21 protein-coding genes are annotated in these 24,391 nt (G+C 56.4%); 13 read left to right on the top strand and 8 right to left on the bottom strand.

Annotated features, from left to right (window positions below; translation table 11 throughout):
- Positions 1–82: 82 nt before the first annotated feature.
- The 7 genes from speFL to kdpF form a co-directional block, all read right to left on the bottom strand.
- A complete protein-coding gene (gene speFL, locus O1722_RS16355) occupies positions 83–187 on the bottom strand; it encodes a leader peptide SpeFL (RefSeq protein ID WP_003858645.1) in 105 nt (34 codons plus the stop codon).
- 278 nt (positions 188–465) lie between these two features.
- On the bottom strand, positions 466–1,143 hold the full coding sequence (gene kdpE, locus O1722_RS16350) for a two-component system response regulator KdpE (RefSeq protein ID WP_033486402.1): 678 nt from the start codon (positions 1,141–1,143) through the stop codon (positions 466–468).
- Positions 1,140–3,827, bottom strand: a complete 2,688-nt coding sequence (gene kdpD, locus O1722_RS16345) for a two-component system sensor histidine kinase KdpD (RefSeq protein ID WP_033486401.1) — start codon at positions 3,825–3,827, stop codon at positions 1,140–1,142. Before kdpD ends, kdpE begins: the two co-directional genes overlap by 4 nt.
- Positions 3,828–4,403, bottom strand: coding sequence for a potassium-transporting ATPase subunit KdpC (kdpC, locus tag O1722_RS16340; protein ID WP_032652982.1), 576 nt, complete (start codon positions 4,401–4,403; stop codon positions 3,828–3,830). It abuts the gene before it with no gap.
- A 12-nt stretch (positions 4,404–4,415) separates the two neighbouring features.
- Entirely contained in the window at positions 4,416–6,464 is a 2,049-nt protein-coding gene (gene kdpB, locus O1722_RS16335; RefSeq protein WP_032652983.1) for a potassium-transporting ATPase subunit KdpB, read from the bottom strand.
- A gap of 18 nt (positions 6,465–6,482) precedes the next feature.
- A complete protein-coding gene (kdpA, locus tag O1722_RS16330; RefSeq protein ID WP_058686641.1) occupies positions 6,483–8,162 on the bottom strand; it encodes a potassium-transporting ATPase subunit KdpA in 1,680 nt (559 codons plus the stop codon).
- Positions 8,162–8,251, bottom strand: a complete 90-nt coding sequence (kdpF, locus tag O1722_RS16325) for a K(+)-transporting ATPase subunit F (protein WP_003858638.1) — start codon at positions 8,249–8,251, stop codon at positions 8,162–8,164. The genes kdpA and kdpF overlap by 1 nt, the downstream gene beginning before the upstream one ends.
- Before the next feature lie 309 nt (positions 8,252–8,560).
- On the opposite strand from kdpF, the gene O1722_RS16320 reads away from it, so the two are divergent.
- The 7 genes from O1722_RS16320 to nei all read left to right on the top strand — a co-directional run bounded on the left by O1722_RS16320 (position 8,561) and on the right by nei (position 14,665).
- Positions 8,561–8,767: a YbfA family protein gene (locus O1722_RS16320; protein ID WP_003858637.1), complete on the top strand. Its 207-nt coding sequence runs from the start codon at positions 8,561–8,563 to the stop codon at positions 8,765–8,767.
- Between the two features lie 597 nt (positions 8,768–9,364).
- Positions 9,365–10,777: a deoxyribodipyrimidine photo-lyase gene (phrB, locus tag O1722_RS16315; protein WP_023303302.1), complete on the top strand. Its 1,413-nt coding sequence runs from the start codon at positions 9,365–9,367 to the stop codon at positions 10,775–10,777.
- 10 nt (positions 10,778–10,787) lie between these two features.
- On the top strand, positions 10,788–11,531 hold the full coding sequence (locus tag O1722_RS16310) for a type 2 GTP cyclohydrolase I (protein WP_026094364.1): 744 nt from the start codon (positions 10,788–10,790) through the stop codon (positions 11,529–11,531).
- 14 nt (positions 11,532–11,545) lie between these two features.
- On the top strand, positions 11,546–12,202 hold the full coding sequence (gene pxpB / locus O1722_RS16305) for a 5-oxoprolinase subunit PxpB (RefSeq protein WP_003858633.1): 657 nt from the start codon (positions 11,546–11,548) through the stop codon (positions 12,200–12,202).
- Positions 12,196–13,128, top strand: coding sequence for a 5-oxoprolinase subunit PxpC (gene pxpC, locus O1722_RS16300; protein ID WP_015571116.1), 933 nt, complete (start codon positions 12,196–12,198; stop codon positions 13,126–13,128). Before pxpB ends, pxpC begins: the two co-directional genes overlap by 7 nt.
- Positions 13,115–13,855, top strand: coding sequence for a 5-oxoprolinase subunit PxpA (gene pxpA, locus O1722_RS16295; RefSeq protein WP_033486399.1), 741 nt, complete (start codon positions 13,115–13,117; stop codon positions 13,853–13,855). Before pxpC ends, pxpA begins: the two co-directional genes overlap by 14 nt.
- Before the next feature lie 18 nt (positions 13,856–13,873).
- Positions 13,874–14,665, top strand: a complete 792-nt coding sequence (nei, locus tag O1722_RS16290) for an endonuclease VIII (RefSeq protein WP_033486398.1) — start codon at positions 13,874–13,876, stop codon at positions 14,663–14,665.
- 84 nt (positions 14,666–14,749) lie between these two features.
- On the opposite strand, the gene O1722_RS16285 is transcribed toward nei, so the two are convergent.
- Positions 14,750–16,033 carry a citrate synthase gene (locus tag O1722_RS16285; RefSeq protein WP_006809584.1) on the bottom strand — a complete coding sequence of 428 codons (1,284 nt, stop codon included), beginning with the start codon at positions 16,031–16,033 and terminating at the stop codon, positions 14,750–14,752.
- 639 nt (positions 16,034–16,672) lie between these two features.
- On the opposite strand from O1722_RS16285, the gene sdhC reads away from it, so the two are divergent.
- The 6 genes from sdhC to odhB all read left to right on the top strand — a co-directional run bounded on the left by sdhC (position 16,673) and on the right by odhB (position 24,324).
- A complete protein-coding gene (gene sdhC / locus O1722_RS16280) occupies positions 16,673–17,077 on the top strand; it encodes a succinate dehydrogenase cytochrome b556 subunit (RefSeq protein ID WP_026080740.1) in 405 nt (134 codons plus the stop codon).
- Positions 17,071–17,418, top strand: a complete 348-nt coding sequence (sdhD, locus tag O1722_RS16275) for a succinate dehydrogenase membrane anchor subunit (RefSeq protein WP_003858621.1) — start codon at positions 17,071–17,073, stop codon at positions 17,416–17,418. The genes sdhC and sdhD overlap by 7 nt, the downstream gene beginning before the upstream one ends.
- Positions 17,418–19,184: a succinate dehydrogenase flavoprotein subunit gene (gene sdhA / locus O1722_RS16270; RefSeq protein ID WP_003858619.1), complete on the top strand. Its 1,767-nt coding sequence runs from the start codon at positions 17,418–17,420 to the stop codon at positions 19,182–19,184. The genes sdhD and sdhA overlap by 1 nt, the downstream gene beginning before the upstream one ends.
- A 15-nt stretch (positions 19,185–19,199) precedes the next feature.
- Positions 19,200–19,916: a succinate dehydrogenase iron-sulfur subunit gene (locus O1722_RS16265; RefSeq protein WP_023303307.1), complete on the top strand. Its 717-nt coding sequence runs from the start codon at positions 19,200–19,202 to the stop codon at positions 19,914–19,916.
- Between the two features lie 359 nt (positions 19,917–20,275).
- A complete protein-coding gene (gene sucA / locus O1722_RS16260; protein ID WP_003858615.1) occupies positions 20,276–23,083 on the top strand; it encodes a 2-oxoglutarate dehydrogenase E1 component in 2,808 nt (935 codons plus the stop codon).
- A gap of 14 nt (positions 23,084–23,097) precedes the next feature.
- Positions 23,098–24,324 carry a 2-oxoglutarate dehydrogenase complex dihydrolipoyllysine-residue succinyltransferase gene (gene odhB, locus O1722_RS16255; protein WP_003858613.1) on the top strand — a complete coding sequence of 409 codons (1,227 nt, stop codon included), beginning with the start codon at positions 23,098–23,100 and terminating at the stop codon, positions 24,322–24,324.
- Positions 24,325–24,391: the final 67 nt, after the last annotated feature.

Genomic DNA, 24,391 nt, shown 5'->3' with positions numbered 1-24,391 from the left:
AGCGCAGGTGTTCACAGGCAACAGCCTGTAAAATAGCGTTTTTCAGGATAACCTGTAAGCAGATGCGCCAGAAGTCGAAGGACTACCGGGCGTTAAAGAGATGAAAGTCAAAACAGTTACGGTGGGCAAACATCATGATATGTGTTGTCCGCCTTATATGGGGCATTAAACGATTATTGTTTTCCATGTTCAGTTTCCTTTCATTAATTGAAAGCATGGTCATTTTATCCAGGAAAAAGGGATTAACTGTGAAACAGATCACCAATAACCGATCATTTTAGAAATAATTAGTCGTTTTGAGTGAATAACGCAGATCAAAATGCTGTTTTGTTGGTTCGGTGTTAATTTGATGTTTTAATTGTGTTTAAAGAGGGCGGATATAGCTATGAAAATAAACTCATCGTTATTTTCATGGCTATATTAAGGCTGGTATGTTTTTTATTTAAAATTAAAGTGAATACTTATTCAGATCATAAACCGATATCCGATACCGGTTTCTGTTAATAAATGACGAGGACGCGCGGGATCGGCTTCAAGTTTCTGGCGAAGGTGTCCCATATAAATGCGTAAATAGTGACTATGCTCGACAGCATTCGGTCCCCAGACCTGGCTTAACAGCTGTCGCTGCGTTAACACTTTTCCGTGGTTATTGAGCAGCACGGCCAGCAGACGAAATTCGATAGGCGTAAGGTGGATCTCTTCTTCCCCTCGCACGATGCGGCGGGCGGCAAGATCGACGCGGATATCGCTAAAGGCGTACACCGGATCGGAAGGGGACGTGGCACTGTGTCGACGCAGCGCCACACGAAGCCGGGCCTGTAACTCGCCAATGCCAAACGGTTTGATCAGATAATCATCCGCTCCGGCATCCAGCGCGGCGATTTTATCCGTCTCTTCGGTGCGGGCAGAGAGCACCAGAATGGGCATCTGGCTCCACTGACGCACCTCACGAATAAAATCGATGCCGTCGCCATCCGGAAGTCCCAGATCCAGGATCACCAGATCTGGCTTGCGGGTGGCGGCTTCAATTAACCCCCGTTGAAGCGTACCGGCTTCGTGCACGCGCAAGCCGTCGCCTTCCAGCGCGGTACGCAGAAATCGGCTGATAGCGAGCTCATCTTCAACAATCAGAACGTTAATCACAAATCCTCTGGTAATTCATCAAGTTCTGGTGGGGTTTCAAGAGGAAGTGTAACACAAAAGCGTGCCCCACCTTCCGGGCGGTTCTCTGCGGAAATGGTGCCACCATGCACGTCGACAATCGCCTGGCAGATCGCCAGACCCAGCCCAACGCCCGGAATGGCGGATTCCTTATTACCGCGCGCAAATTTTTCGAATATGGCGCGCTCCTGACCGGCCGGAATACCCGGCCCGTTATCCCAGACGTCGAGCCGCAGCACACGTTTATCCACCCTGGCAGCAATCCCCAGCCGGGCCTTTGTCCCGGCGTATTTAGCCGCGTTTTCCAGCAGATTAATCAGCACGCGCTCAAACAGCGGGCCATCCACATGGATTAACGTCAGGGGTTCCGGCATGTCCAGCTCAATATGGCGCCCGCCGAGACCCGGCTCCAGCATCTTCAGCGCACTGCCGACAACCTCCTCAAGGGTGAGCCACTCTTTTTTGAGGTTAAACCCGCCGGACTGAATGCGCGCCATGTCCAGCAGGTTGTTCACCAGGCGCGTGGTATTCAGCACGTGCTGGCGAATTTCGCTGGCCTGCAACGCGTGCTTTGATCCTTCCGCCGCCAGATCCAGCGTCAGAATTTCGGACTGGCCAAACAGCACGGTAAGCGGGGTGCGCAAATCGTGAGACAGCGCTGCCAGCAGCGAATTGCGAATACTTTCGCGCTCGCTTGCCAGCCGCGCCTGCTCTTCGCTGGCGGTGAGCGCCAGCCGTTCAAGGGCGCTGGCGACCAGCAGGGTGAAGGTTTCCAGCAGGCGCTGCTGCTCTGGGATCATCAGCTGACGCAGGTTAGACGGCTCGACGATGACCAGCCCGTGATTCTTATCCGCGCTGCGCAGCGGCAGGATCTGGTAAGGCACGCCGGGCAGCGTGTCGGTGCCGGCGCCGGCAGGTAACCCCTTATCGAAACTCCAGCGGGCAATCGCTTCATCCCAGGGCGTCATCCCCGTAGGGGAGGTCAGCGGGCGAAGGCGCCCCTGTTCGTCGGGGAGCAAAATCAGGTTACTGGCATGAAAGGTCGAACGAATAAACTGCTCGCTGGTCTGCACGATATCTCGCTGCGTGCGGCCAACCGCCAGCGATTTTGACATTTCATACAGATGGCGCGTGCGCTGCTCGCGATAGCGGGCAATGCGTGCCTGGTAGCGTACGCCTGCCGTCAGATTCCCGATCACCAGCCCGACGGTAAGCATCACGGCAAAGGTCAGAATGTACTGCACGTCCGAGACAGCAAGCGTCCCGCGCGGAGCGATAAAAAAAAGGTCGAAGCTGATGACGTTGATCACCGTTGCCAGCACCGACGGCCAGCGGCCATAAAAGAGCGCGACCACAACGACGCCGAGCAGATAAATCATGACCAGATTGGCGGCGTCGAAGGCGATGAGCCACTGGCTGGCAATCACCGTAATCAGGGCGCAAAGGACTACTGCCACCAGGCAACCCCGGATCTGAATGCGCCATTTATCGCCAAAGGTGCGAGCGTCCGGCGTACGGTTGGGCAGAGGGGCGGGCTTGTCATCCAGCGCGACGATGACTAAATCAAGATCCGGCGCGCGGCGGGCCAGCCTGTCGGCAAAAGATTCGCGGCTAAACCAGCGGCGATGCTGTCGACGTCCAATGACAATCTTGCCCAGGTTGTGCTCGCGCGCGTAGCGCAGAATGGCTTTATCTTCCTGCGGTTCGGAAAGGGTGGCGGTTTCGGCACCCAGCTCTTGCGCCAGCCGCAGCGCGCTCAAAATGGCGCGACGCTGATTTTCTGGCAGACCATGCAGCTGCGGCGTTTCGACGTAGACCGCGTGCCAGACGCTGCCAAATTTCGATGCCAGCCGGGCGGCGGTGCGAACCAGTTTTTCGTTGCCGCTGCCGTGACCAATGCATAACAGAATGGCGTCCCGCGTGTGCCAGACGCGCTCTTGTCCCTGTAGGTCTCGCCAGGCGCGCATCTGGTCATCAACGCGATCGGCGGTGCGGCGCAGGGCCAGCTCGCGCAGGGCAATCAGGTTTCCTTTGCGGAAAAAATGTTCGATGGCGCGTTCGGCCTGGCCGGCAATATACACTTTGCCTTCGTGCAGGCGCTGGCGTAGATCGTCCGGCGGCAGGTCAACAAGTACGACTTCATCGGCAGAATCAAAAAACGGATCGGGGACGGTTTCCCGCACCTGGATACCGGTTACGCCGCTCACTACGTCGTTCAGGCTTTCCAGATGCTGAACATTCACCGTGGTGAAGACGTCAATGCCTGCCTCAAGCAGCTCCTCAACATCCTGCCAGCGCTTCGGATGGCGGGAGCCTGGCGCATTGCTGTGCGCCAGTTCGTCCATCAGGATCAGGGCAGGGCGGCGGGCGAGGGCGGCATCAAGATCAAACTCCGTGACCAGCCGCCCGCGATGGCTGATACGCTGGGGCGGCTGCGTCGCCAGCCCCGTCAGCAGCGCAGCCGTCTCTTTGCGACCGTGGGTTTCCACCACGCCGATGAGAATATCAAGCCCCTGCGCCCGAAGCCGCTGGGCTTCCGTCAGCATGGCGAAGGTTTTCCCGACGCCCGCGCAGGCGCCGAAGAAAATTTTCAGCTTGCCGCGGTGGGCTTCAGCCGTCTGTTCAAGCAGCCTGTCCGGATCCGGGCGCATGGGCTCGTCGGTCATTTAGTTCTTCCTTAGCGCGTCCAGCGCCAGATTCAGCTCAACAATGTTCACTATCGGCATGCCGATGAAGCTGACCAGCGGCTTTTGAGTATGTTCTGCGACCAGCTGGCTCACCTGCTCGACGGTCAGCTGACGGGCGGCTGCCACGCGTGGGATCTGCCACACCACCGCATCCGGCGTCAGGCTGTAATCCAGCCCGCTCGCGGAAGCGGTGATCAGCTCAACCGGCACCTCACGGCTGGCCTGCGGATTCGCGGCGCGCAGGGCGGCAACGCGTTCAGCAACGGCTTTGTCCAGGTCAGGATTACTGCCAGCCAGATTGCTGCCGCCGGAGGCCATTGGATTATACGGGCTTTCCGCAGTGGCGGAAGGGCGTCCCTGGAAGTAGCGCGGGTCCGTAAAGTTCTGCCCAATCAGACGCGAGCCGCGGTTTTCACCGTTCTGGATAATCAGCGAGCCGTTGGCCTGATCTTTAAACCACCACTGGCCCAGCGCGGTAGTCATCAGCGGGTAAAGCCCGCCGGTAATCAGAGACAGCAGAATAAACAACAGTATAGCGGGACGTAACATCGTCATTGGATCCACCTTTTAAACCAGCCCGAACAGCGTTAACAGCATGTCGATAACCTTGATCCCAATAAAGGGCACCACTAGCCCACCCAGACCGTAAATCCACAGGTTACGGCGCAGCATGGCGGCGGCCGTCAGCGGCTTATAGCTCACCCCTTTCAGCGCCAGCGGAATAAGAAAGACAATAATCAGCGCGTTGAAGATCACCGCGCTCAAAATGGCCGAGGCCGGAGAGTGCAGGTGCATCACGTTCAGGGCATTCAACTGCGGGTAGGTTGCCGCAAAAGCCGCCGGAATGATGGCGAAATACTTCGCCACGTCGTTGGCGATACTGAACGTGGTCAGCGAGCCGCGCGTCATCAGCATCTGCTTCCCGATATGTACCACTTCGATCAGCTTGGTCGGGTTCGAGTCGAGATCCACCATGTTGCCCGCCTCTTTTGCCGCCTGGGTACCGGAGTTCATCGCCACCGCCACGTCGGCCTGCGCCAGCGCCGGGGCGTCGTTGGTGCCGTCGCCGGTCATCGCCACCAGACGGCCTTCCGCCTGATACTGGCGAATGAGTGCCAGCTTCGCTTCCGGCGTCGCTTCGGAAAGGAAATCATCCACGCCCGCTTCGGCGGCAATGGCCGCCGCAGTCAGACGGTTATCCCCGGTGATCATCACTGTTTTAATGCCCATCTTACGCATCTGGGCGAAACGCTCTTTAATACCGCCTTTAACGATATCCTTCAGGGCGATAACCCCCAGAACGCTTGCACCTTCCGCCACCACCAGCGGGGTTGCTCCCTGACGCGCCACGCTTTCCACCAGGTTGTCGACTTCCGGGGGGAAGTGTCCATTATTGGCTTCAATATGACGGCGAATGGCATCAACGGACCCTTTACGGATCATCCGGTCCTGAATGTTAATTCCGCTCATTCGGGTTTGCGCTGTGAAGGGCACGAACGTGGCGTGCAGGCTCTGAACGTCGCGCTGGCGCAGGTTAAAGCGCTGCTTGGCGAGGATCACGATACTGCGGCCTTCCGGCGTTTCATCGGCCAGCGAGGAAAGCTGCGCCGCGTCAGCCAGCGTTTTTTCATCCACGCCGGGAGCAGGTAGAAAGTCAGAGGCCTGACGATTGCCCAGGGTGATGGTCCCGGTTTTATCCAGCAGCAGCACGTCTACGTCACCCGCCGCTTCAACGGCGCGTCCGCTGGTGGCGATGACGTTCGCGCCCAGCATCCGGCTCATCCCCGCCACGCCAATCGCGGAAAGCAGGCCGCCGATAGTGGTGGGGATCAGACAGACCAGCAGGGCGATCAGTACGGTGATGCTAACCGCTGTACCGCCGTAGGCGGAGAAGGGCCACAGGGTCGCCGTTGCCAGCAGGAAGACAATGGTGAGCGCCACCAGCAGAATGGTCAGGGCGATCTCGTTCGGCGTTTTACGACGCTGTGCGCCTTCCACCATGGCGATCATCCGGTCGAGAAAGGTTTCGCCCGGGTTAACGCTGCACTGGATCACCAGCCAGTCGGAAAGAATGCGCGTTCCGCCGGTAACTGAGGCGAAATCTCCGCCCGACTCACGGATCACCGGTGCGGATTCCCCGGTAATGGCGCTTTCGTCTACCGACGCGCCGCCCTCAATCACCTCACCGTCGCAGGGGATGATGTCGCCAGCTTCCACCAGCACCACGTCACCTTTGCGCAGTTCATCCGCCGGAACGTGGTCCATCTGCGCGCCGTATTTAGGTTCGCGTAATTTACGCGCAAAGGCGGTCTTTTTTACCCCTTTCAGGCTGTTGGCCTGTGCCTTACTGCGGCCTTCCGCTAACGCTTCGGCGAAGTTGGCGAACAGCACGGTAAACCACAGCCACAGGCTGATGGCGGCGGTAAAGGTTGCATTCCCTGAAAGGTGTCCCGTTCCCATGGCAATCGCCAGTGCGGTGGTGAGTAAACTTCCAGTCCAGACAATAAACATCACCGGGTTGTGCCACTGCACGCGCGGGCTCAGTTTTTTTACCGCATCCATGAGGGCCTGACGAACTAACGTCGGTTCGAGCAGGGCCAGTTGTTTACGACTCATGACAAATTCTCCGCAAAATCAGCGTAAAGAGAGATATTCCGCAACCGGGCCTAACGCGAGGGCGGGGATAAAGGTCAGGGCACCCACCAGCAGAACGGTGCCAATCAGCAGGCCGACGAACAGCGCGCCGTGAGTCGGTAACGTACCGGTGGTGGTCGGCTGGATCTTCTTATTCACCAGTGTTCCAGCGATCGCCATGACGGGAATAATCACGCCGAAACGTCCGATGAACATGCAGAACGCCAGCAAACAGTTCCAGAACGGCGAGTTGACGCTTAATCCTGCAAAGGCGCTGCCGTTGTTGTTGGCGGCAGACGAAACGGCGTAAAGCACTTCGCTAAAGCCGTGAATGCCCGGGTTAAAGATGCCGTTGCGCCCGGCGTCGGTCATCAGCGCCAGCGCGGTACCGAGCAGCACAAGGGTGGGGGTGACCAGAATTGCCAGCGCGGTTAATTTCATTTCGCGGACGTCGATTTTTTTGCCGAGATACTCCGGCGTGCGACCGATCATTAGCCCGGCGATAAACACGGCGAGCAGAACGAACAACAGCATGCCGTACAGCCCCGAACCGACCCCACCGAAAACTACCTCGCCAATCTGCATCAGCCACATCGGGATCATGCCGCCGAGCGCGTTAAAAGAGTCGTGCATGGCGTTCACTGCCCCGCAGGAGGCCGCCGTGGTGACCACCGCATAGAGGCTGCTGGCAAGAATGCCGAAGCGGCTCTCTTTGCCTTCCAGGTTGATATTGCTGTTAGCCCCCAGCTGCATGAAGTGGCTGTTGCCGTTCCATTCGGCCCACATCACCAGTGCTACGCAGACCACGAAGATCAACGACATCGCCCACAGCAGCGTACGTCCCTGGCGGCGATCGTTAACCACATCGCCAAAGGCGAAGCAGAGCGCGGCGGGGATCAGGAAGATCGCCAGCATCTGTACAAAATTGGTTAATGCCGTTGGGTTTTCAAACGGATGCGATGAGTTGGCGTTGAAGAAGCCGCCGCCGTTGGTGCCCAGCATCTTGATCGCTTCCTGCGACGCCACCGGCCCCATAGGAAGGAGTTCCCTGGCCCCTTCAAGCGAGGTGTAAGGGGTATAAGGCAGCAGGTTTTGCAGAGTGCCTTGCTGAATAAAGAACAGGGCAATAATCAGCGCAACAGGCACCAGGATCCAAAGGGTGATGCGCGTGACATCAACCCAGGCGTTGCCGAGGGTGCTGACATTCTGACGGGCAAACGCGCGCGTCAGGGCGAAGATCACCGCGATACCGCTGGCCGCAGAAAGAAAGTTTTGCACGGTTAACCCGGCCATCTGGCTGAAGTAGCTGAGCGTGGTTTCACCAGCGTAAGACTGCCAGTTGGTGTTGGTGACAAAGCTGACCGCCGTGTTCAGCGCCAGATGCCAGGATAAACCCGGTAACTGCTGCGGGTTCAACGGCAGACTGCCCTGGAGCATCAGCAGCGTAAAGAGGGCAATAAGCCCCAGGATATTCAGAAGCAGTATCGCCATCAGGTACTGGCGCCAGTTCATTTCCCGGTCGCTGATACCTGAAATGCGCCAGAGCACGTTTTCAATATTTCGCGTGCCCGGCAATGGCACGTTGTTTATCAGACGCGCCAGCGCTGTTCCCAGCGGCCTGGCGAGCACAAACAGCACCAGTAAAAAGCTGGCAATAAGCAAAAACGCCTGAGCAGCCATCAGAATGCCTCCGCATTAATCAGGGCATAAATCAGATAACCCAATAACAGGAACACCAGCACGATGCCGGCAATCAGACCTGCACTCACAATCCACCTCCGGGTGACTTTTGTTGTTGTACAAACGGTAGGATTTATGGCGCAAAGATTTCGCAAAAATCAGAAGGGCAGGTGTAAAAAAAGTATAAAAAGGGAAAGACCACAATTTAACTATTGGTAAGTAAATCGTTAACTTTTTTGTAACTTAATTACAGGCGGGAATGTAAATATTCACGAAATGAATGAAAATAAGTGGTCGGATGAGTAGTAAAATTACAAACAAAGCGGTATTATTTTAACCAGGTCACAGATTTCACATTTTCCGGAGACGGTTTCCGGCCAACTACAGGGGAGAAAATTATGGATCTTTATAAAGAGTTTCCGGCTCATATCATTTTCATGCGTCGCACTTTCGCCGTAGTGGCTGGCGTGTTGGCCCTGCCGGTGATGCTGTTCTGGAAAGATCGCGCACGTTTCTACAGTTACCTGCACCGCGTCTGGGCGAAAACCAGCGAGAAGCCGGTGTGGATGGATCAGGCCGAGAAAGCGACCTGCGATTTCTACTGATACGGTGTGACATCGTAGCCATAAAAAAACCGCCTACAGCAATGTGGCGGTTTTTTTGTCCCTCGGGATTCGCGGTCCGTTGGGTAATCTTGCAGCCCCTACCCGGGATTTTTATCATACCCTTCTTTAAAAAGTTCACAATCCACTTCACCTTTATAAATTCCTAATTTTACTGAAATAACTTACTTTTGGCGTTGGTGCTAATTATGATGCCACGTCCCTTTCCGCCATTTCGCAAATGGGCATCGGTCCTGGGAAAGGTGTATCCATAGCCGTAAAGCAGCCCACCTACCCGGGCTTGTGTCCACCGATTTATCACCGGTGGTGATAGGTGGAGCGGTTAGCAGCAGGGACCGCATAGTGAAACGCTATTTATGCATCGCGTTCATTGTCGCCAGCGCACTCGTTGTAAAGAGTGATAAACCGGATGTGTTTATTGCCTTTACCCTGATAGCGCAGGACAAGTAGCGTTAAGGCCGCCTCGGGCGGCCTTTTTTATTTCATCCCGTCTACACTTCATGGCAAAGTAGTTCAATGCATGCCTTTTTCCTTTTACGGCATGCCCTTACGGACATAATGGACAATTGCAGGAGTTTTATGCCCACCCATCTGGTTTGGTTTCGCGCGGATTTACGCATTCACGACAACTTCGCTCTCGCGGCGGCCTGCCGCGCTAAAGACGCGAATGTGCTGGCCCTGTTTATCGCCACGCCTGAACAGTGGCGGCAGCATGACATGGCGCCCCGGCAAGCGGCACTACTCAGCGCGTATCTGAATGACCTGCAACATTCACTGGCTGAAAAAGGCATTCCGCTGATCTATAAAGAGGCCCATGATTTTGCCGCGCAGCGCCAGACGGTGCAGGCAATCTGCCAGCAGCACGCAGTAACGCATCTTTATTACAACTATCAGTATGAATTCAACGAGCAACAGCGGGATCGTCAGCTGGAGAAAACCCTTGCGGGCGTGGTCTGTGAAGGCTTTGATGACAGCGTGATGCTCGCGCCGGGCAGCGTAATGACCGGTAGCCACGAAATGTATAAAGTTTTCACGCCGTTTAAAAATGCCTTTATCAAACGCCTGAAAGAGGGACTACCTGAGTGCGTTACCGCCCCGACCGTGAGAGGGGAAACGATAACGGATCTGCCGGCGATCAGGCTGAATTATCCCCAGCAGTCGTTCGATGAAACGGTATTCCCCGCCAGTGAGAAAGCAGCTATTGACCGGTTGCGTCAGTTCTGCACGCAGGGGGCGGCGGAGTACGAGGCGCGTCGGGATTTTCCAGCGACTGAAGGCACCAGCCGCTTGTCGGCCTGTTTAGCGCTGGGCGCGCTCTCTCCGCGCCAGTGTTTACATCGCCTGCTGGCGGAACAGCCTCAGGCCTTAGACGGGGGGGCGGGCGCAGTGTGGCTGAACGAACTGATCTGGCGTGAGTTTTATCGCCATCTGATGACGTATCATCCTGATTTGTGTAAACATCGGCCCTTTATTCGTTGGACCGAACAGGTACAGTGGCAGTCGAATGAGAAGCTGCTTAAAGCATGGCAGCGTGGGCTCACCGGCTTCCCGATTGTTGATGCGGCTATGCGGCAGCTCAATGAAACCGGGTGGATGCATAACCGTCTGCGTATGATTACCGCCAGCTTCCTGGTGAAGGATCTGCTTATCGACTGGCGAACCGGAGAACGTTATTTTATCTCTCAGCTGATCGATGGCGATCTGGCGGCGAATAACGGCGGCTGGCAGTGGGCGGCCTCCACCGGAACGGATGCGGCTCCCTATTTTCGGATCTTCAATCCGACCACGCAGGGACAACGATTTGACGCCGACGGCGAGTTTATCCGTCGCTGGCTGCCTGAGCTAAAGGATGTCCCGGCCAAAGCCATTCATGAACCCTGGGTATGGGCGGATAAACAGCGTGTTACCCTGAACTATCCCCGTCCCATTGTCGACCATAAACAGGCGCGCGTCGCCACGCTGGCGGCGTACGAAGCCGCCCGAAAAGTTTGAGAGAATGATGATGAAAAACAGTGAACTGGAACGCCTGATTAACGAAAAACTCAACACGGCTTCGTTTAGCGACTACGGCCCGAATGGCTTGCAGGTGGAGGGGCGCGAGGCGGTGCAAAAAATCATCACCGGCGTGACGGCAAGCCAGGCGCTGCTGGATGAGGCGGTGCGTCAGGAAGCCGATGCGGTGATTGTCCACCACGGTTATTTCTGGAAAAACGAATCACCGATTATTCGCGGCATGAAGCGCAACCGACTCAAAACGCTGCTGGCGAATGACATCAACCTGTACGGCTATCACCTGCCGCTCGATGCGCATCCTGAACTGGGAAATAACGTTCAGCTTGCGCAGCTGCTGGGGATTACCGTGATGGGTGAAATTGAACCTCTGGTGCCGTGGGGCGAACTGTCGATGCCGGTTCCGGGTCTGGAGCTGGCTTCGTGGATCGAAGCGCGCCTGGGGCGTCGTCCGCTGTGGTGCGGCGACACCGGGCCGGATACCGTGAAGCGCGTGGCATGGTGCACCGGCGGCGGCCAGGGCTTTATTGACAGCGCGGCGCGTTTTGGTGTCGACGCCTTCATTACCGGCGAAGTCTCCGAGCAGACCATTCACTCAGCCCGTGAACAAGGCCTGCATTTTTACGCGGCGGGCCATCACGCCACCGAGCGTGGCGGCATCCGCGCCCTCAGCGAGTGGCTGACGGAAAATACCGATCTGGATGTGACGTTTATTGATATCCCTAATCCGGCCTGATGAGAGGTAGTTAAGTGCAGCGAGCGCGTTGTTATCTTCTGGGTGAAACCGCGGTAGTTCTGGAGCTTGAGCCTCCGGTGACGCTTGCTACGCAAAAGCGTATCTGGCGTCTGGCTCAGCGACTGCCCGAGCTACCCGGCGTGGTTGAAGCTATTCCGGGTATGAATAATATCACCGTGGTGCTGCGTGATCCGCACACGGGGGCGCTGGATGCCATTGAGCGTCTGCAACGCTGGTGGGAGGAGAGCGAGGCGCTGGAGCCGGAATCGCGGACGATTGAGATCCCGGTTGTCTATGGCGGCAAGGGAGGTCCCGACCTTGGCGTGGTGGCCGAACACTGTGGATTAACGGAGAAGCAGGTTGTGGAGCTGCATAGCTCAGTCGACTATGTTGTCTGGTTTTTGGGATTTCAGCCGGGTTTCCCCTATCTGGGCGGGTTATCGCCCCAGCTGCATACGCCGCGCCGGGCTGAGCCGCGCCTGAGCGTACCGGCGGGCAGCGTGGCGATTGGTGGCGAGCAAACGGGAATTTATCCGCTCGCCTCACCGGGAGGCTGGCAACTGATTGGGCACACGTCCACGCCGTTATTTGAACCAGGCCAGGACGCGCCCATACTCCTGCGTCCGGGGGATACCCTGCGCTTTATCCCGCAGAAGGAGGGGGTATGTTAACGCTTATTCGCGCAGGGCTTTACACCTCGGTACAGGATGCCGGGCGTTTTGGGCTGCGTCAGTCGGGCGTGAGCTACTGCGGTGCGCTCGATCGCCCTTCGCTGGAGATTGCCAACCTGCTGGTAGGTAACGCAGGCAGCACGGCGGCGTTAGAAATTACGCTGGGTCAGTGCGTGATTGAGTTTGGTCAGGAAACCTGGTTTGCCTTAACCGGCGCGGGCTGTGACGCGACGCTGGACGGCAAAGCGGTGTGGACCGGCTGGCGCCTGCGGGCGAAGGCCGGGCAGCGTCTGACGCTCAAGCGTCCTCTGCACGGCGTGCGCAGCTATCTTGCGGTGGCGGGGGGGATCGACGTGCCGGAGGTGTTGGGCTCATCCAGCACCGACCAGAAAGCGGGAATGGGCGGCCATGAAGGACGGCTGCTGCGTGACGGCGATCGTCTGCGGATAAAGACCTCAACGCGCCATTTCACCACCACGCAGGGCGTGAAACAGCTGCTGTGGGGGAACGTGATCCGCGCCTTACCAGGACCGGAATACCATGAGTTTGATGAAGCCGCGAAAGAGTCTTTCTGGCGCTCGCCGTGGAAGATCAGCCCGCAGAGTAACCGCATGGGTTACCGGCTTCAGGGGCAGCCGCTGACCCGCACGACTGACCGGGAGCTGCTTTCCCATGGTCTGTTGCCCGGGGTGATTCAGGTGCCGGGCAACGGGCAGCCCATCGTACTGATGAACGATGCGCAAACCACGGGGGGATATCCGCGTATTGCCTGCATTATCGAAGCGGATCGCTACCATCTGGCGCAAATTCCTCTCGGCCAGCCCATTCATTTTGTGCAGTGTTCGCTGGAGGAGGCGCTGAAAGCCCGGCAGGATCAGCAGCGTTATCTCGAACAGCTGGCGTGGAGGCTCGATGGTAAAGATTGATTTAAACGCCGATCTGGGGGAGGGCAGCAACGCCGATGCGGCGCTGATGACGCTGGTCTCCTCGGTGAATATCGCCTGCGGGTTTCATGCCGGCGATGCGCAGACCATGCTGGCGAGCGTGCGCAATGCCATGAAAAACGGCGTGGCGATTGGCGTTCACCCCAGCTTTCCCGACCGGGAAAACTTTGGTCGCACAGCGATGGATCTGCCGCCTGAGACGGTTTACGCGCAAATGCTCTACCAGATCGGCGCGCTGGAGGCGATAGTGCGCGCTGAGAATGGCGTGTTGCGCCACGTCAAGCCGCACGGCATGCTCTATAACCAGGCGGCGAAAGATCCGGCGCTGGCGGATGCCATTGCCCGCGCGGTGCGGGACTGTAATCCGCAACTGATTCTGGTAGGCCTGGCGGGCAGCGAGCTTATTCGTGCCGGAGAACGGCTGGGGCTGACTACGCGGCAGGAAGTGTTTGCCGATCGGGGATACCTGCCGGACGGTAGCCTGGTTCCGCGTACGCAGGCCGGTGCGCTGATCACCGACGAAGGTAAAGCACTGGCGCAGACGCTGGAGATGGTGCGCTTCGGGCGAGTAACCTCAACGGAGGGGACAACGGCAAACGTTCAGGCTGATACGGTGTGCTTACACGGTGACGGCGAGCATGCGCTCCAGTTTGCGCGACGCCTGCGGGCGGCGTTCTCGGAAGAGGGCATTGTTGTCAGCGCAGAATAATCATGAAAGGACAATAACATGCCAGAAGGTCCGGAGATCCGCCGCGCGGCGGATAGCCTGGAGGCGGCGATAAAGGGCAAACCTCTGACACACGTCTGGTTTGCCTTTCCTCAACTCAAGCCGTTTGAATCGCAGCTGGTGGGGCAGACGATGACCCACATTGAAACGCGCGGCAAGGCGTTACTCACCCACTTTTCCCATAACCTGACGTTATACAGCCATAATCAGCTTTACGGTGTCTGGCGGGTGGTGGAGGCGGACGAGCAGCCGCAAACGACCCGCGTGCTGCGCGTGCGGCTACAAACGGCGGATAAGGCGATCCTGCTCTACAGCGCCTCTGATATCGAAATGTTAACGCCGGAGCAACTGCTGACGCATCCGTTCTTACAGCGGGTCGGGCCGGACGTGCTCGACATGCGTCTGACGGCAAGCGATGTGAAAGCCCGGTTGTTATCCCCCACATTCCGCAACCGGCAGTTCTCCGGGCTGTTGCTCGATCAGGCTTTTCTGGCCGGGCTTGGCAACTATCTCCGAGTGGAGATCCTCTGGGAAGTGGGGCTGGCGCCGCAGCGCAAAGCGTCGCAGCTGAGCGATGAACAGCTGGAGGCGCTGTCGCACGCGTTACTGGATATCCCACGGCTGTCGTACAACACGCGCGGCGTGGTGGATGAGAACAAGCATCACGGGGCGCTGTTCCGCTTCAGGGTGTTTCACCGGGCAGGTAAAAAGTGTGAGCGGTGCGGCGGGGTGATTGAGAAGGCGACGATCTCTTCCAGGCCGTTTTACTTGTGTCCTGGGTGCCAGATGTAAAAAAGCCGGGTGGTGGCTACGCCTTACCCGGCCTACATCTCGCACTTGTAGGCCCGGCAAGCGAAGCGCCGCCGGGCGTGTTTTTTAGCGCTTAATGTCAGACTTAAAATCACGCTGCTCGTAGCCGGTATACAGCTGACGAGGACGCGCGATTTTCATGCCTTCGCTGTGCATTTCGTTCCAGTGCGCAATCCAGCCCACGGTACGGGCCATGGCGAAGATTACGGTGAACATGGAAGACGGAATGCCCATCGCTTTCAGAATAATGCCAGAGTAGAAATCGACGTTCGGGTAGAGTTTCTTCTCGATGAAGTACGGGTCGTTCAGCGCGATGTGTTCCAGCTCCATCGCTACTTCCAGCAGATCATCTTTGGTGCCCAGCTCTTTCAGCACTTCGTGGCAGGTCTCACGCATGACGGTCGCGCGCGGGTCGTAGTTTTTGTAAACACGGTGACCGAAGCCCATCAGACGGAAGGAGTCATTCTTGTCTTTCGCGCGGCGCACGAACTCAGGAATGTGCTCAACGGAGCTGATCTCTTCCAGCATCTTCAGTGCCGCTTCGTTCGCGCCGCCGTGCGCCGGTCCCCACAGGGAGGCGATGCCCGCAGCGATACAGGCGAACGGGTTCGCGCCGGAAGAGCCCGCGGTACGGACGGTAGAGGTCGAGGCGTTTTGTTCGTGGTCAGCGTGCAGGATCAGAATACGGTCCATCGCGCGTTCCAGCACCGGGTTCACTTCGTACTCTTCGCACGGCGTGGAGAACATCATACGCAGGAAGTTACCCGCGTAGGAGAGGTCGTTGCGTGGGTACACAAACGGCTGACCGATAGAGTATTTGTAACACATCGCCGCCATGGTAGGCATTTTAGACAGCAGACGGAACGCCGCGATATCACGGTGACGTGGGTTATTCACGTCCAGAGAATCGTGGTAGAACGCCGCCAGCGCACCGGTAATACCGCACATGACCGCCATCGGATGAGAGTCACGACGGAACGCATGGAACAGACGGGTAATCTGCTCATGGATCATGGTGTGACGGGTCACGGTGGTTTTAAATTCATCGTACTGGGCCTGCGTCGGTTTTTCGCCGTTCAGCAGGATGTAGCACACTTCCAGATAGTTGGATTCGGTGGCTAACTGATCGATGGGGAAGCCGCGATGGAGCAGGATACCTTCGTCACCGTCAATGTAGGTGATTTTGGATTCGCAAGATGCGGTGGAGGTGAATCCAGGGTCAAAGGTGAATACCCCTTTGGAACCCAGCGTACGGATATCAATAACATCCTGACCGAGCGTGCCTTTTAGCACATCCAGTTCAATAGCATCATCACCATTTAGGGTGAGTTTTGCCTTTGTATCAGCCATTTACGGTCTCCTTAGCGCCTTATGCTTAAGACTGCGCTTTACCGGATTTGCTTTCAGCTGTTAATCATCGTTACCAGATTGTTATTTGGCTTACCGCTCAGCTCACGAGGAGAAACCAGGGTACAGAGCTATGGCGCCTTGCAGGTAAACGAATGAAATATCAGTGAAACAACAGCAAATCAGCGTTTTTGCAGTCCGAATTATTCAAACCTGTATATCACTAATAACTGTCCTGATAACTTCGGTCAATACCATCACACTGTTACATAACTATTTGTCAGGTGAAAGAGAGACCTCATAACTTTTGCGCATTATATGCCTTTTCTGATGACGTTTGTAACAATATTGTTTAACATTTGTCAAATCAGATGATTAAAAATTAAAAAGATGTTGTTATCGTGACCCCGATCACTGTTCCAGAGAAAACCCAACAAACTGTATGTAGGTTAATTGTAATGATTTTGTGAACGGCCTATACTGCCGCCAGGTCTCCGGAACACCCTGCAATCCCGAGCCACCCAGCGTTGTAACGTGTCGTTTTAGCATTTGGAAGCAATGTTTTGCATGACGCGCAGTTATAGAAAAGGAACGCTGTCTGACCCGCATCGCAGTCCGGAGGAAGGAAACAATAAGAACAGCATGTGGGCGTTATTCATGATAAGAAATGTGAAAAAACAAAGACCTGTCAATCTGGATCTGAAAACGATCCGATTCCCTGTAACAGCAATAGCGTCCATTCTGCACCGTGTTTCTGGTGTGATTACGTTTGTGGCGGTCGGTATCTTGCTGTGGTTACTGGGAACCAGCCTCTCATCCCCTGAAGGATTCCTCCAGGCCTCAGCCATTATGAACAGCTTCTTCGTGAAATTTATCATGTGGGGCATTCTGACCGCGCTGGCCTATCACGTGGTTGGCGGCGTTCGCCATATGCTGATGGACTTTGGCTACCTGGAAGAGACGTTCGAGGCCGGTAAACGTACCGCTAACATTTCATTTGTGATCACTGTCGTGCTTTCACTTCTCGCAGGAGTTCTCGTATGGTAAGCAACGCCTCCGCATTAGGACGCAACGGCGTACATGACTTCATCCTGGTCCGTGCTACCGCCATCGTTCTCACCCTTTACATCATCTATATGATCGGTTTCTTCGCGACCAGCGGCACGCTGACGTGGGAAATCTGGAGTGGTTTCTTCGGATCGGCCTTCACCAAAGTGTTCACCCTGCTGGCCCTGTTCTCCATCCTTATTCATGCCTGGATTGGCATGTGGCAGGTGTTGACCGATTACGTTAAACCGCTGGCGATTCGCCTTCCGCTGCAACTGATTATTGTTGTTGCTCTGCTGGTTTACGTCATTTATGGATTTGTTGTGGTGTGGGGTGTGTAATGAAACTGCCAGTCAGAGAATTTGATGCTGTTGTGATTGGTGCGGGTGGCGCAGGTATGCGCGCCGCACTACAAATTTCCCAGAGCGGCCAGACCTGTGCGCTGCTCTCTAAAGTATTCCCGACCCGTTCCCACACTGTGTCTGCGCAGGGCGGTATCACCGTTGCGCTGGGTAATTCCCATGAAGATAACTGGGAATGGCATATGTACGATACGGTAAAAGGTTCCGATTACATCGGTGACCAGGATGCCATCGAATATATGTGTAAAACCGGCCCGGAAGCGATTCTGGAGCTGGACCACATGGGGCTGCCGTTCTCTCGTCTGGAAAATGGCACCATCTATCAGCGTCCGTTTGGCGGCCAGTCGAAAAACTTCGGCGGCGAGCAGGCGGCACGAACCGCAGCGGCGGCTGACCGTACCGGCCACGCGCTGCTGCACACGCTGTATCAGCAGAACCTGAAAAACCACACCACAATTTTCTCCGAGTGGTATGCGCTGGATCTGGTGAAAAACGCCGATGGCGCCGTGGTGGGTTGTACCGCCCTGTGCATCGAAACCGGTGAGGTGGTCTACTTCAAAGCCCGCGCAACCGTTCTGGCGACCGGCGGCGCAGGCCGTATCTATCAGTCAACTACCAATGCCCATATCAACACCGGTGACGGCGTTGGGATGGCGATCCGCGCTGGCGTGCCGGTGCAGGACATGGAGATGTGGCAGTTCCACCCAACCGGTATCGCCGGTGCGGGCGTACTGGTGACAGAAGGCTGCCGTGGTGAAGGTGGTTACCTGCTGAACAAACATGGCGAGCGCTTCATGGAGCGTTATGCGCCAAACGCAAAAGACCTTGCGGGCCGTGACGTGGTGGCGCGTTCCATCATGATCGAAATCCGTGAAGGCCGCGGCTGTGACGGCCCTTGGGGTCCACACGCGAAGCTGAAACTCGACCATCTGGGTAAAGAAGTGCTGGAATCCCGTCTGCCGGGCATTCTGGAACTGTCCCGCACCTTCGCTCACGTCGACCCGGTGAAAGAGCCAATTCCGGTTATCCCAACCTGTCACTACATGATGGGCGGTATTCCGACCAAAGTGACCGGTCAGGCGCTGACCGTGAACGAGCAGGGCGAAGACGTAGTCATCCCTGGCCTGTTCGCGGTAGGCGAAATTGCCTGCGTATCCGTGCACGGCGCAAACCGTCTGGGCGGCAACTCCCTGCTGGACCTGGTGGTATTTGGTCGTGCGGTGGGTCTGCATCTCCAGGAGTCTATTGCCGAGCAGGGCGCGCTGCGTGATGCGACCGACGACGAAATCGATGCCTCTCTTGAGCGCCTCAACCGCTGGAACGGCAACCGTAACGGCGAAGATCCGGTGGAGATCCGTAAGGCGTTGCAGGAGTGTATGCAGCACAACTTCTCGGTATTCCGTGAAGGTGACGCGATGGCCAAAGGGCTTGAGCAGCTGAAAGCGATCCGCGAGCGTCTGAAGAATGCCCGTCTGGATGATACCTCCAGCGAGTTCAACACCCAGCGCGTTGAGTGCCTGGAGCTGGATAACCTGATGGAAACCGCGTTCGCCACTGCGATGTCGGCAAACTTCCGTACCGAAAGCCGTGGCGCCCATAGCCGCTTCGACTTCCCGGATCGTGATGACGAAAACTGGCTGTGCCATTCCCTGTATCTGCCAGAGTCGGAAACCATGACGCGTCGTAGCGTTAACATGGAACCGAAACTGCGTCCGGCGTTCCCGCCGAAGATTCGTACTTACTAATGCGGAGACAGGATAATGAAACTCGAATTCTCAGTTTATCGTTATAACCCGGATGTAGACGATGCTCCGCGTATGCAGGATTACACCCTCGAAGCGGAAGAAGGTCGTGACATGATGCTGCTGGATGCCTTAATCCAGCTGAAAGAGAAAGATCCTACGCTGTCGTTCCGCCGCTCCTGCCGTGAAGGGGTGTGTGGCTCTGACGGTGTAAACATGAACGGCAAAAACGGTCTGGCCTGTATTACGCCAATTTCAGCGCTACAGCGTTCTGGCCAGAAAATTGTGATCCGTCCTCTGCCTGGCCTGCCGGTCGTGCGTGATTTGGTGGTGGACATGGGGCAATTCTATGCACAATATGAGAAGATTAAGCCTTACTTATTGAATAATGGGCAAAATCCACCCGCTCGCGAGCACTTACAGTCTCCTGAGCAGCGTGAAAAACTCGATGGGTTGTACGAGTGTATTCTCTGTGCATGCTGTTCAACGTCATGCCCGTCATTCTGGTGGAACCCGGATAAATTTATCGGCCCTGCGGGTCTGCTGGCTGCCTATCGCTTCCTGATCGACAGCCGCGATACCGAAACCGAGAATCGTCTGGAAGGGCTAAGTGACGCTTTCAGCGTATTCCGCTGCCATAGCATCATGAACTGCGTCAGTGTGTGTCCTAAGGGGCTGAACCCGACGCGCGCCATCGGGCATATTAAGTCGATGTTGTTGCAGCGCAGTGCGTAAGTAACAACGCCGGATGGCGCTGCGCTTATCCGGCCTACGTAACAGTAGGCCCGGTAAGCGTAGCGTCACCGGGCAAATTGCAGAAACCTTTAAAAACTGCCAGATAAGTAAATAATCGAGACGTTCAGCGCGAGACAAGGCGCGGTTGAACGAATCCCCTGGAGCATAGTTGACTATGTGACTGGGGTGAGTGAAAGCCGCAACGCAGTCGCAGCCGGAACGACGAAGATTATTTAGACAGTTTCTAAAGGTTCCTTCGCGGGCCACAAAGAGCTCGCAGGTGAACCCCGGCACGTACACGTGGTGTGCGTGGTAGTTTCTACGGCGAAAGTAAGCATAAAAATGCTTAAGGGATCACGATGCAGAACGGCGCAATGAAAGCCTGGCTGGACTCTTCTTACCTCTCTGGTTCAAACCAGAGCTGGATAGAACAGCTCTATGAAGACTTCTTAACCGATCCTGACTCAGTGGACGCAAACTGGCGTTCCATGTTCCAGCAGTTGCCTGGTACAGGGGTCAAACCGGATCAATTCCATTCAAAAACACGTGATTATTTCCGTCGTCTGGCGAAGGATGCCTCACGTTACTCTTCTGCGATTTCCGACCCTGACACCAATGCGAAGCAGGTTAAAGTCCTGCAACTTATCAACGCTTATCGCTTCCGTGGTCACCAGCATGCGAATCTCGATCCGCTGGGACTGTGGCAGCAGGAACGTGTAGCGGATCTTGATCCGGCTTATCACGATCTGACCGAGGCCGATTTCCAGGAAAGCTTTAACGTAGGTTCCTTTGCCATCGGCAAAGACACGATGAAGCTGGGCGATCTGATTGACGCGCTCAAGCAAACCTACTGCGGCTCCATCGGCGCGGAATATATGCACATTACCTCCACCGAAGAGAAACGCTGGATCCAGCAGCGTATCGAATCCGTGGCAGGCCACGCGAATTTCTCAGCAGAAGAGAAAAAACGTTTCCTCAGCGAACTGACCGCCGCGGAAGGCCTTGAGCGCTATCTGGGCGCGAAATTCCCTGGCGCAAAACGCTTCTCACTGGAGGGCGGCGATGCGTTAGTCCCGATGCTGAAAGAGCTGATTCGTCATGCCGGTAAGAGCGGCACGCGCGAAGTGGTGCTGGGCATGGCGCACCGTGGTCGCCTGAACGTGCTGGTTAACGTGCTGGGTAAAAAGCCGCAGGATCTGTTCGACGAATTTGCGGGTAAACATAAAGAGCACCTCGGCACCGGTGACGTGAAGTACCACATGGGCTTCTCGTCGGATATCGAAACCGAGGGCGGTCAGGTTCACCTGGCGCTGGCGTTTAACCCGTCGCACCTGGAAATCGTCAGCCCTGTGGTTATCGGTTCCGTGCGTGCGCGTCTGGATCGTCTGGACGAGCCGAGCAGCAATAAAGTACTGCCAATCACTATTCACGGTGACGCGGCGGTCACAGGGCAGGGCGTGGTTCAGGAAACCCTGAACATGTCGAAAGCGCGTGGTTATGAAGTGGGCGGTACCGTTCGCATCGTAATCAACAACCAGGTGGGCTTCACCACCTCTAACCCGCTGGATGCGCGTTCCACCCCGTACTGCACCGACATCGGTAAAATGGTTCAGGCGCCAATTTTCCACGTTAACGCGGATGACCCTGAAGCCGTTGCTTTCGTTACCCGTCTGGCGCTGGACTTCCGTAACACCTTCAAGCGCGACGTGTTCATTGACCTCTTCTGCTACCGCCGTCACGGCCACAACGAAGCGGATGAGCCAAGTGCAACCCAGCCGCTGATGTACCAGAAAATCAAAAAACACCCGACGCCGCGTAAAATCTATGCTGACAAGCTGGAAAGCGAAAAAGTGGCGACGCTGGAAGATGCGACCGAGATGGTCAACCTCTACCGCGACGCGCTGGATGCGGGTGAATGCGTAGTGAAAGAGCTGCGTCCAATGAACATGCACTCCTTCACCTGGTCGCCGTACCTCAACCACGAGTGGGACGAGAGCTACCCGAACAAGGTTGAGATGAAGCGTTTGCAGGAACTGGCTAAACGCATCAGCACCGTGCCGGAAGCGATCGAGATGCAGTCCCGCGTGGCCAAGATCTATGGCGATCGCCAGGCAATGGCGGCGGGTGAGAAGCTGTTCGACTGGGGCGGCGCGGAAACGCTGGCCTATGCGACGCTGGTTGACGAAGGTATTCCGGTTCGTCTGTCCGGTGAAGATGCGGGTCGTGGCACCTTCTTCCACCGTCATGCGGTTGTGCACAACCAGTCTAACGGTTCAACGTACACTCCGCTTCAGCACGTGCATAACGGTCAGGGCCAGTTCAAGGTCTGGGACTCCGTGCTGTCAGAAGAAGCGGTTCTGGCCTTCGAATACGGCTACGCCACCGCAGAACCCCGCACCCTGACCATCTGGGAAGCGCAGTTCGGTGACTTCGCCAACGGTGCGCAGGTCGTCATCGACCAGTTCATCTCCTCCGGTGAGCAGAAGTGGGGCCGTATGTGTGGTCTGGTGATGCTGCTGCCGCACGGCTACGAAGGACAGGGGCCGGAGCACTCCTCCGCGCGTCTGGAGCGTTATCTGCAACTCTGCGCCGAGCAGAATATGCAGGTTTGTGTGCCGTCCACTCCGGCTCAGGTTTACCATATGCTGCGTCGTCAGGCGCTGCGCGGTATGCGCCGTCCGCTGGTGGTCATGTCGCCAAAATCCCTGCTGCGCCATCCACTGGCGGTCTCCAGCCTGGAAGAGCTGGCAAACGGCACCTTCCTGCCGGCCATCGGTGAAATTGACGAGCTGGATCCGCAGGCCGTTAAGCGTGTCGTAATGTGTTCTGGTAAGGTTTATTACGACCTGCTGGAACAGCGCCGTAAGAACGATCAGAAAGATGTCGCCATCGTGCGTATCGAACAGCTTTATCCGTTCCCGCATCAGGCGATGCAGGAAGTGCTGAAACAGTACGCTCACGTTCATGATTTTGTCTGGTGCCAGGAAGAGCCGCTCAACCAGGGCGCATGGTATTGCAGCCAGCATCATTTCCGTGAAGTGATTCCATTTGGGTCTGCCCTGCGTTATGCAGGTCGCCCGGCCTCCGCCTCTCCGGCGGTAGGGTATATGTCCGTTCACCAGAAGCAGCAACAAGATCTGGTCAATGACGCGCTGAACGTCGATTAATTAAAGGATACATAATGAGTAGCGTAGATATTCTTGTTCCCGACCTGCCTGAGTCCGTAGCAGATGCAACCGTCGCCACCTGGCACAAAAAACCAGGCGACGCGGTAACCCGTGACGAAGTGCTGGTAGAAATCGAAACTGACAAAGTGGTACTGGAAGTACCGGCTTCAGCGGATGGCATTCTGGATGCAGTCCTGGAAGATGAAGGTACCACCGTCACTTCTCGCCAGATCCTGGGTCGCCTGCGTGAAGGCAATAGCGCGGGCAAAGAGTCCAGCGCCAAATCTGAAGAGAAAGCGTCTACTCCGGCCCAGCGCCAGCAGGCGTCTCTGTCCGATCAGACCAATGACGCGCTCAGCCCGGCGATCCGTCGCCTGCTGGCTGAGCACAGCCTCGATCCGGCAGCCATCAAAGGCACCGGCGTGGGTGGCCGTCTGACGCGCGAAGACATCGACAAGCATCTGGCAAAAGCGCCTTCTGAGGCGAAAGCGGAAGCGAAAGCCCCTGCGGCAGCACCAGCGGCACAGCCAGCTCTGGGCGCACGTAGCGAAAAACGCGTGCCGATGACCCGCCTGCGTAAGCGCGTGGCCGAGCGTCTGCTGGAAGCGAAAAACTCCACCGCGATGCTGACCACCTTTAACGAAGTCAACATGAAGCCAATCATGGATCTGCGCAAGCAGTACGGTGACGCGTTTGAAAAACGTCACGGTATCCGTCTGGGCTTCATGTCCTTCTACGTAAAAGCGGTAGTTGAAGCGCTGAAACGCTACCCGGAAGTGAACGCGTCTATCGATGGCGATGACGTGGTTTACCACAACTACTTCGACGTCAGCATGGCGGTTTCTACCCCACGCGGCCTGGTTACCCCGGTTCTGCGTGACGTGGATACCCTGGGTATGGCTGACATCGAGAAGAAAATCAAAGAGCTGGCCGTGAAAGGCCGCGACGGCAAGCTGACCGTTGAGGACCTGACTGGCGGTAACTTCACCATTACCAATGGTGGTGTGTTCGGCTCGCTGATGTCTACCCCGATCATCAACCCGCCGCAGAGCGCGATCCTGGGTATGCACGCCATTAAAGATCGTCCAATGGCGGTAGACGGTAAAGTTGAGATCCTGCCGATGATGTACCTGGCGCTCTCTTACGATCACCGCCTGATCGACGGCCGCGAGTCCGTAGGCTTCCTGGTTGCCATTAAAGAGCTGCTGGAAGATCCAACGCGTCTGCTGCTGGACGTCTAGTTTTTGCAGTCTTGCCCGGCGGCGCGTTGCTTGCCGGGCCTACAAAAGCACTACCTAACGATTACCT

The sequence above is a fragment of the Enterobacter cloacae complex sp. HYC003_NIDB genome (genome assembly GCF_056673375.1).
The sequence above is the reverse complement of the archived record's forward strand: the minus strand, read 5'-3'. Positions and strand labels throughout refer to the sequence as shown.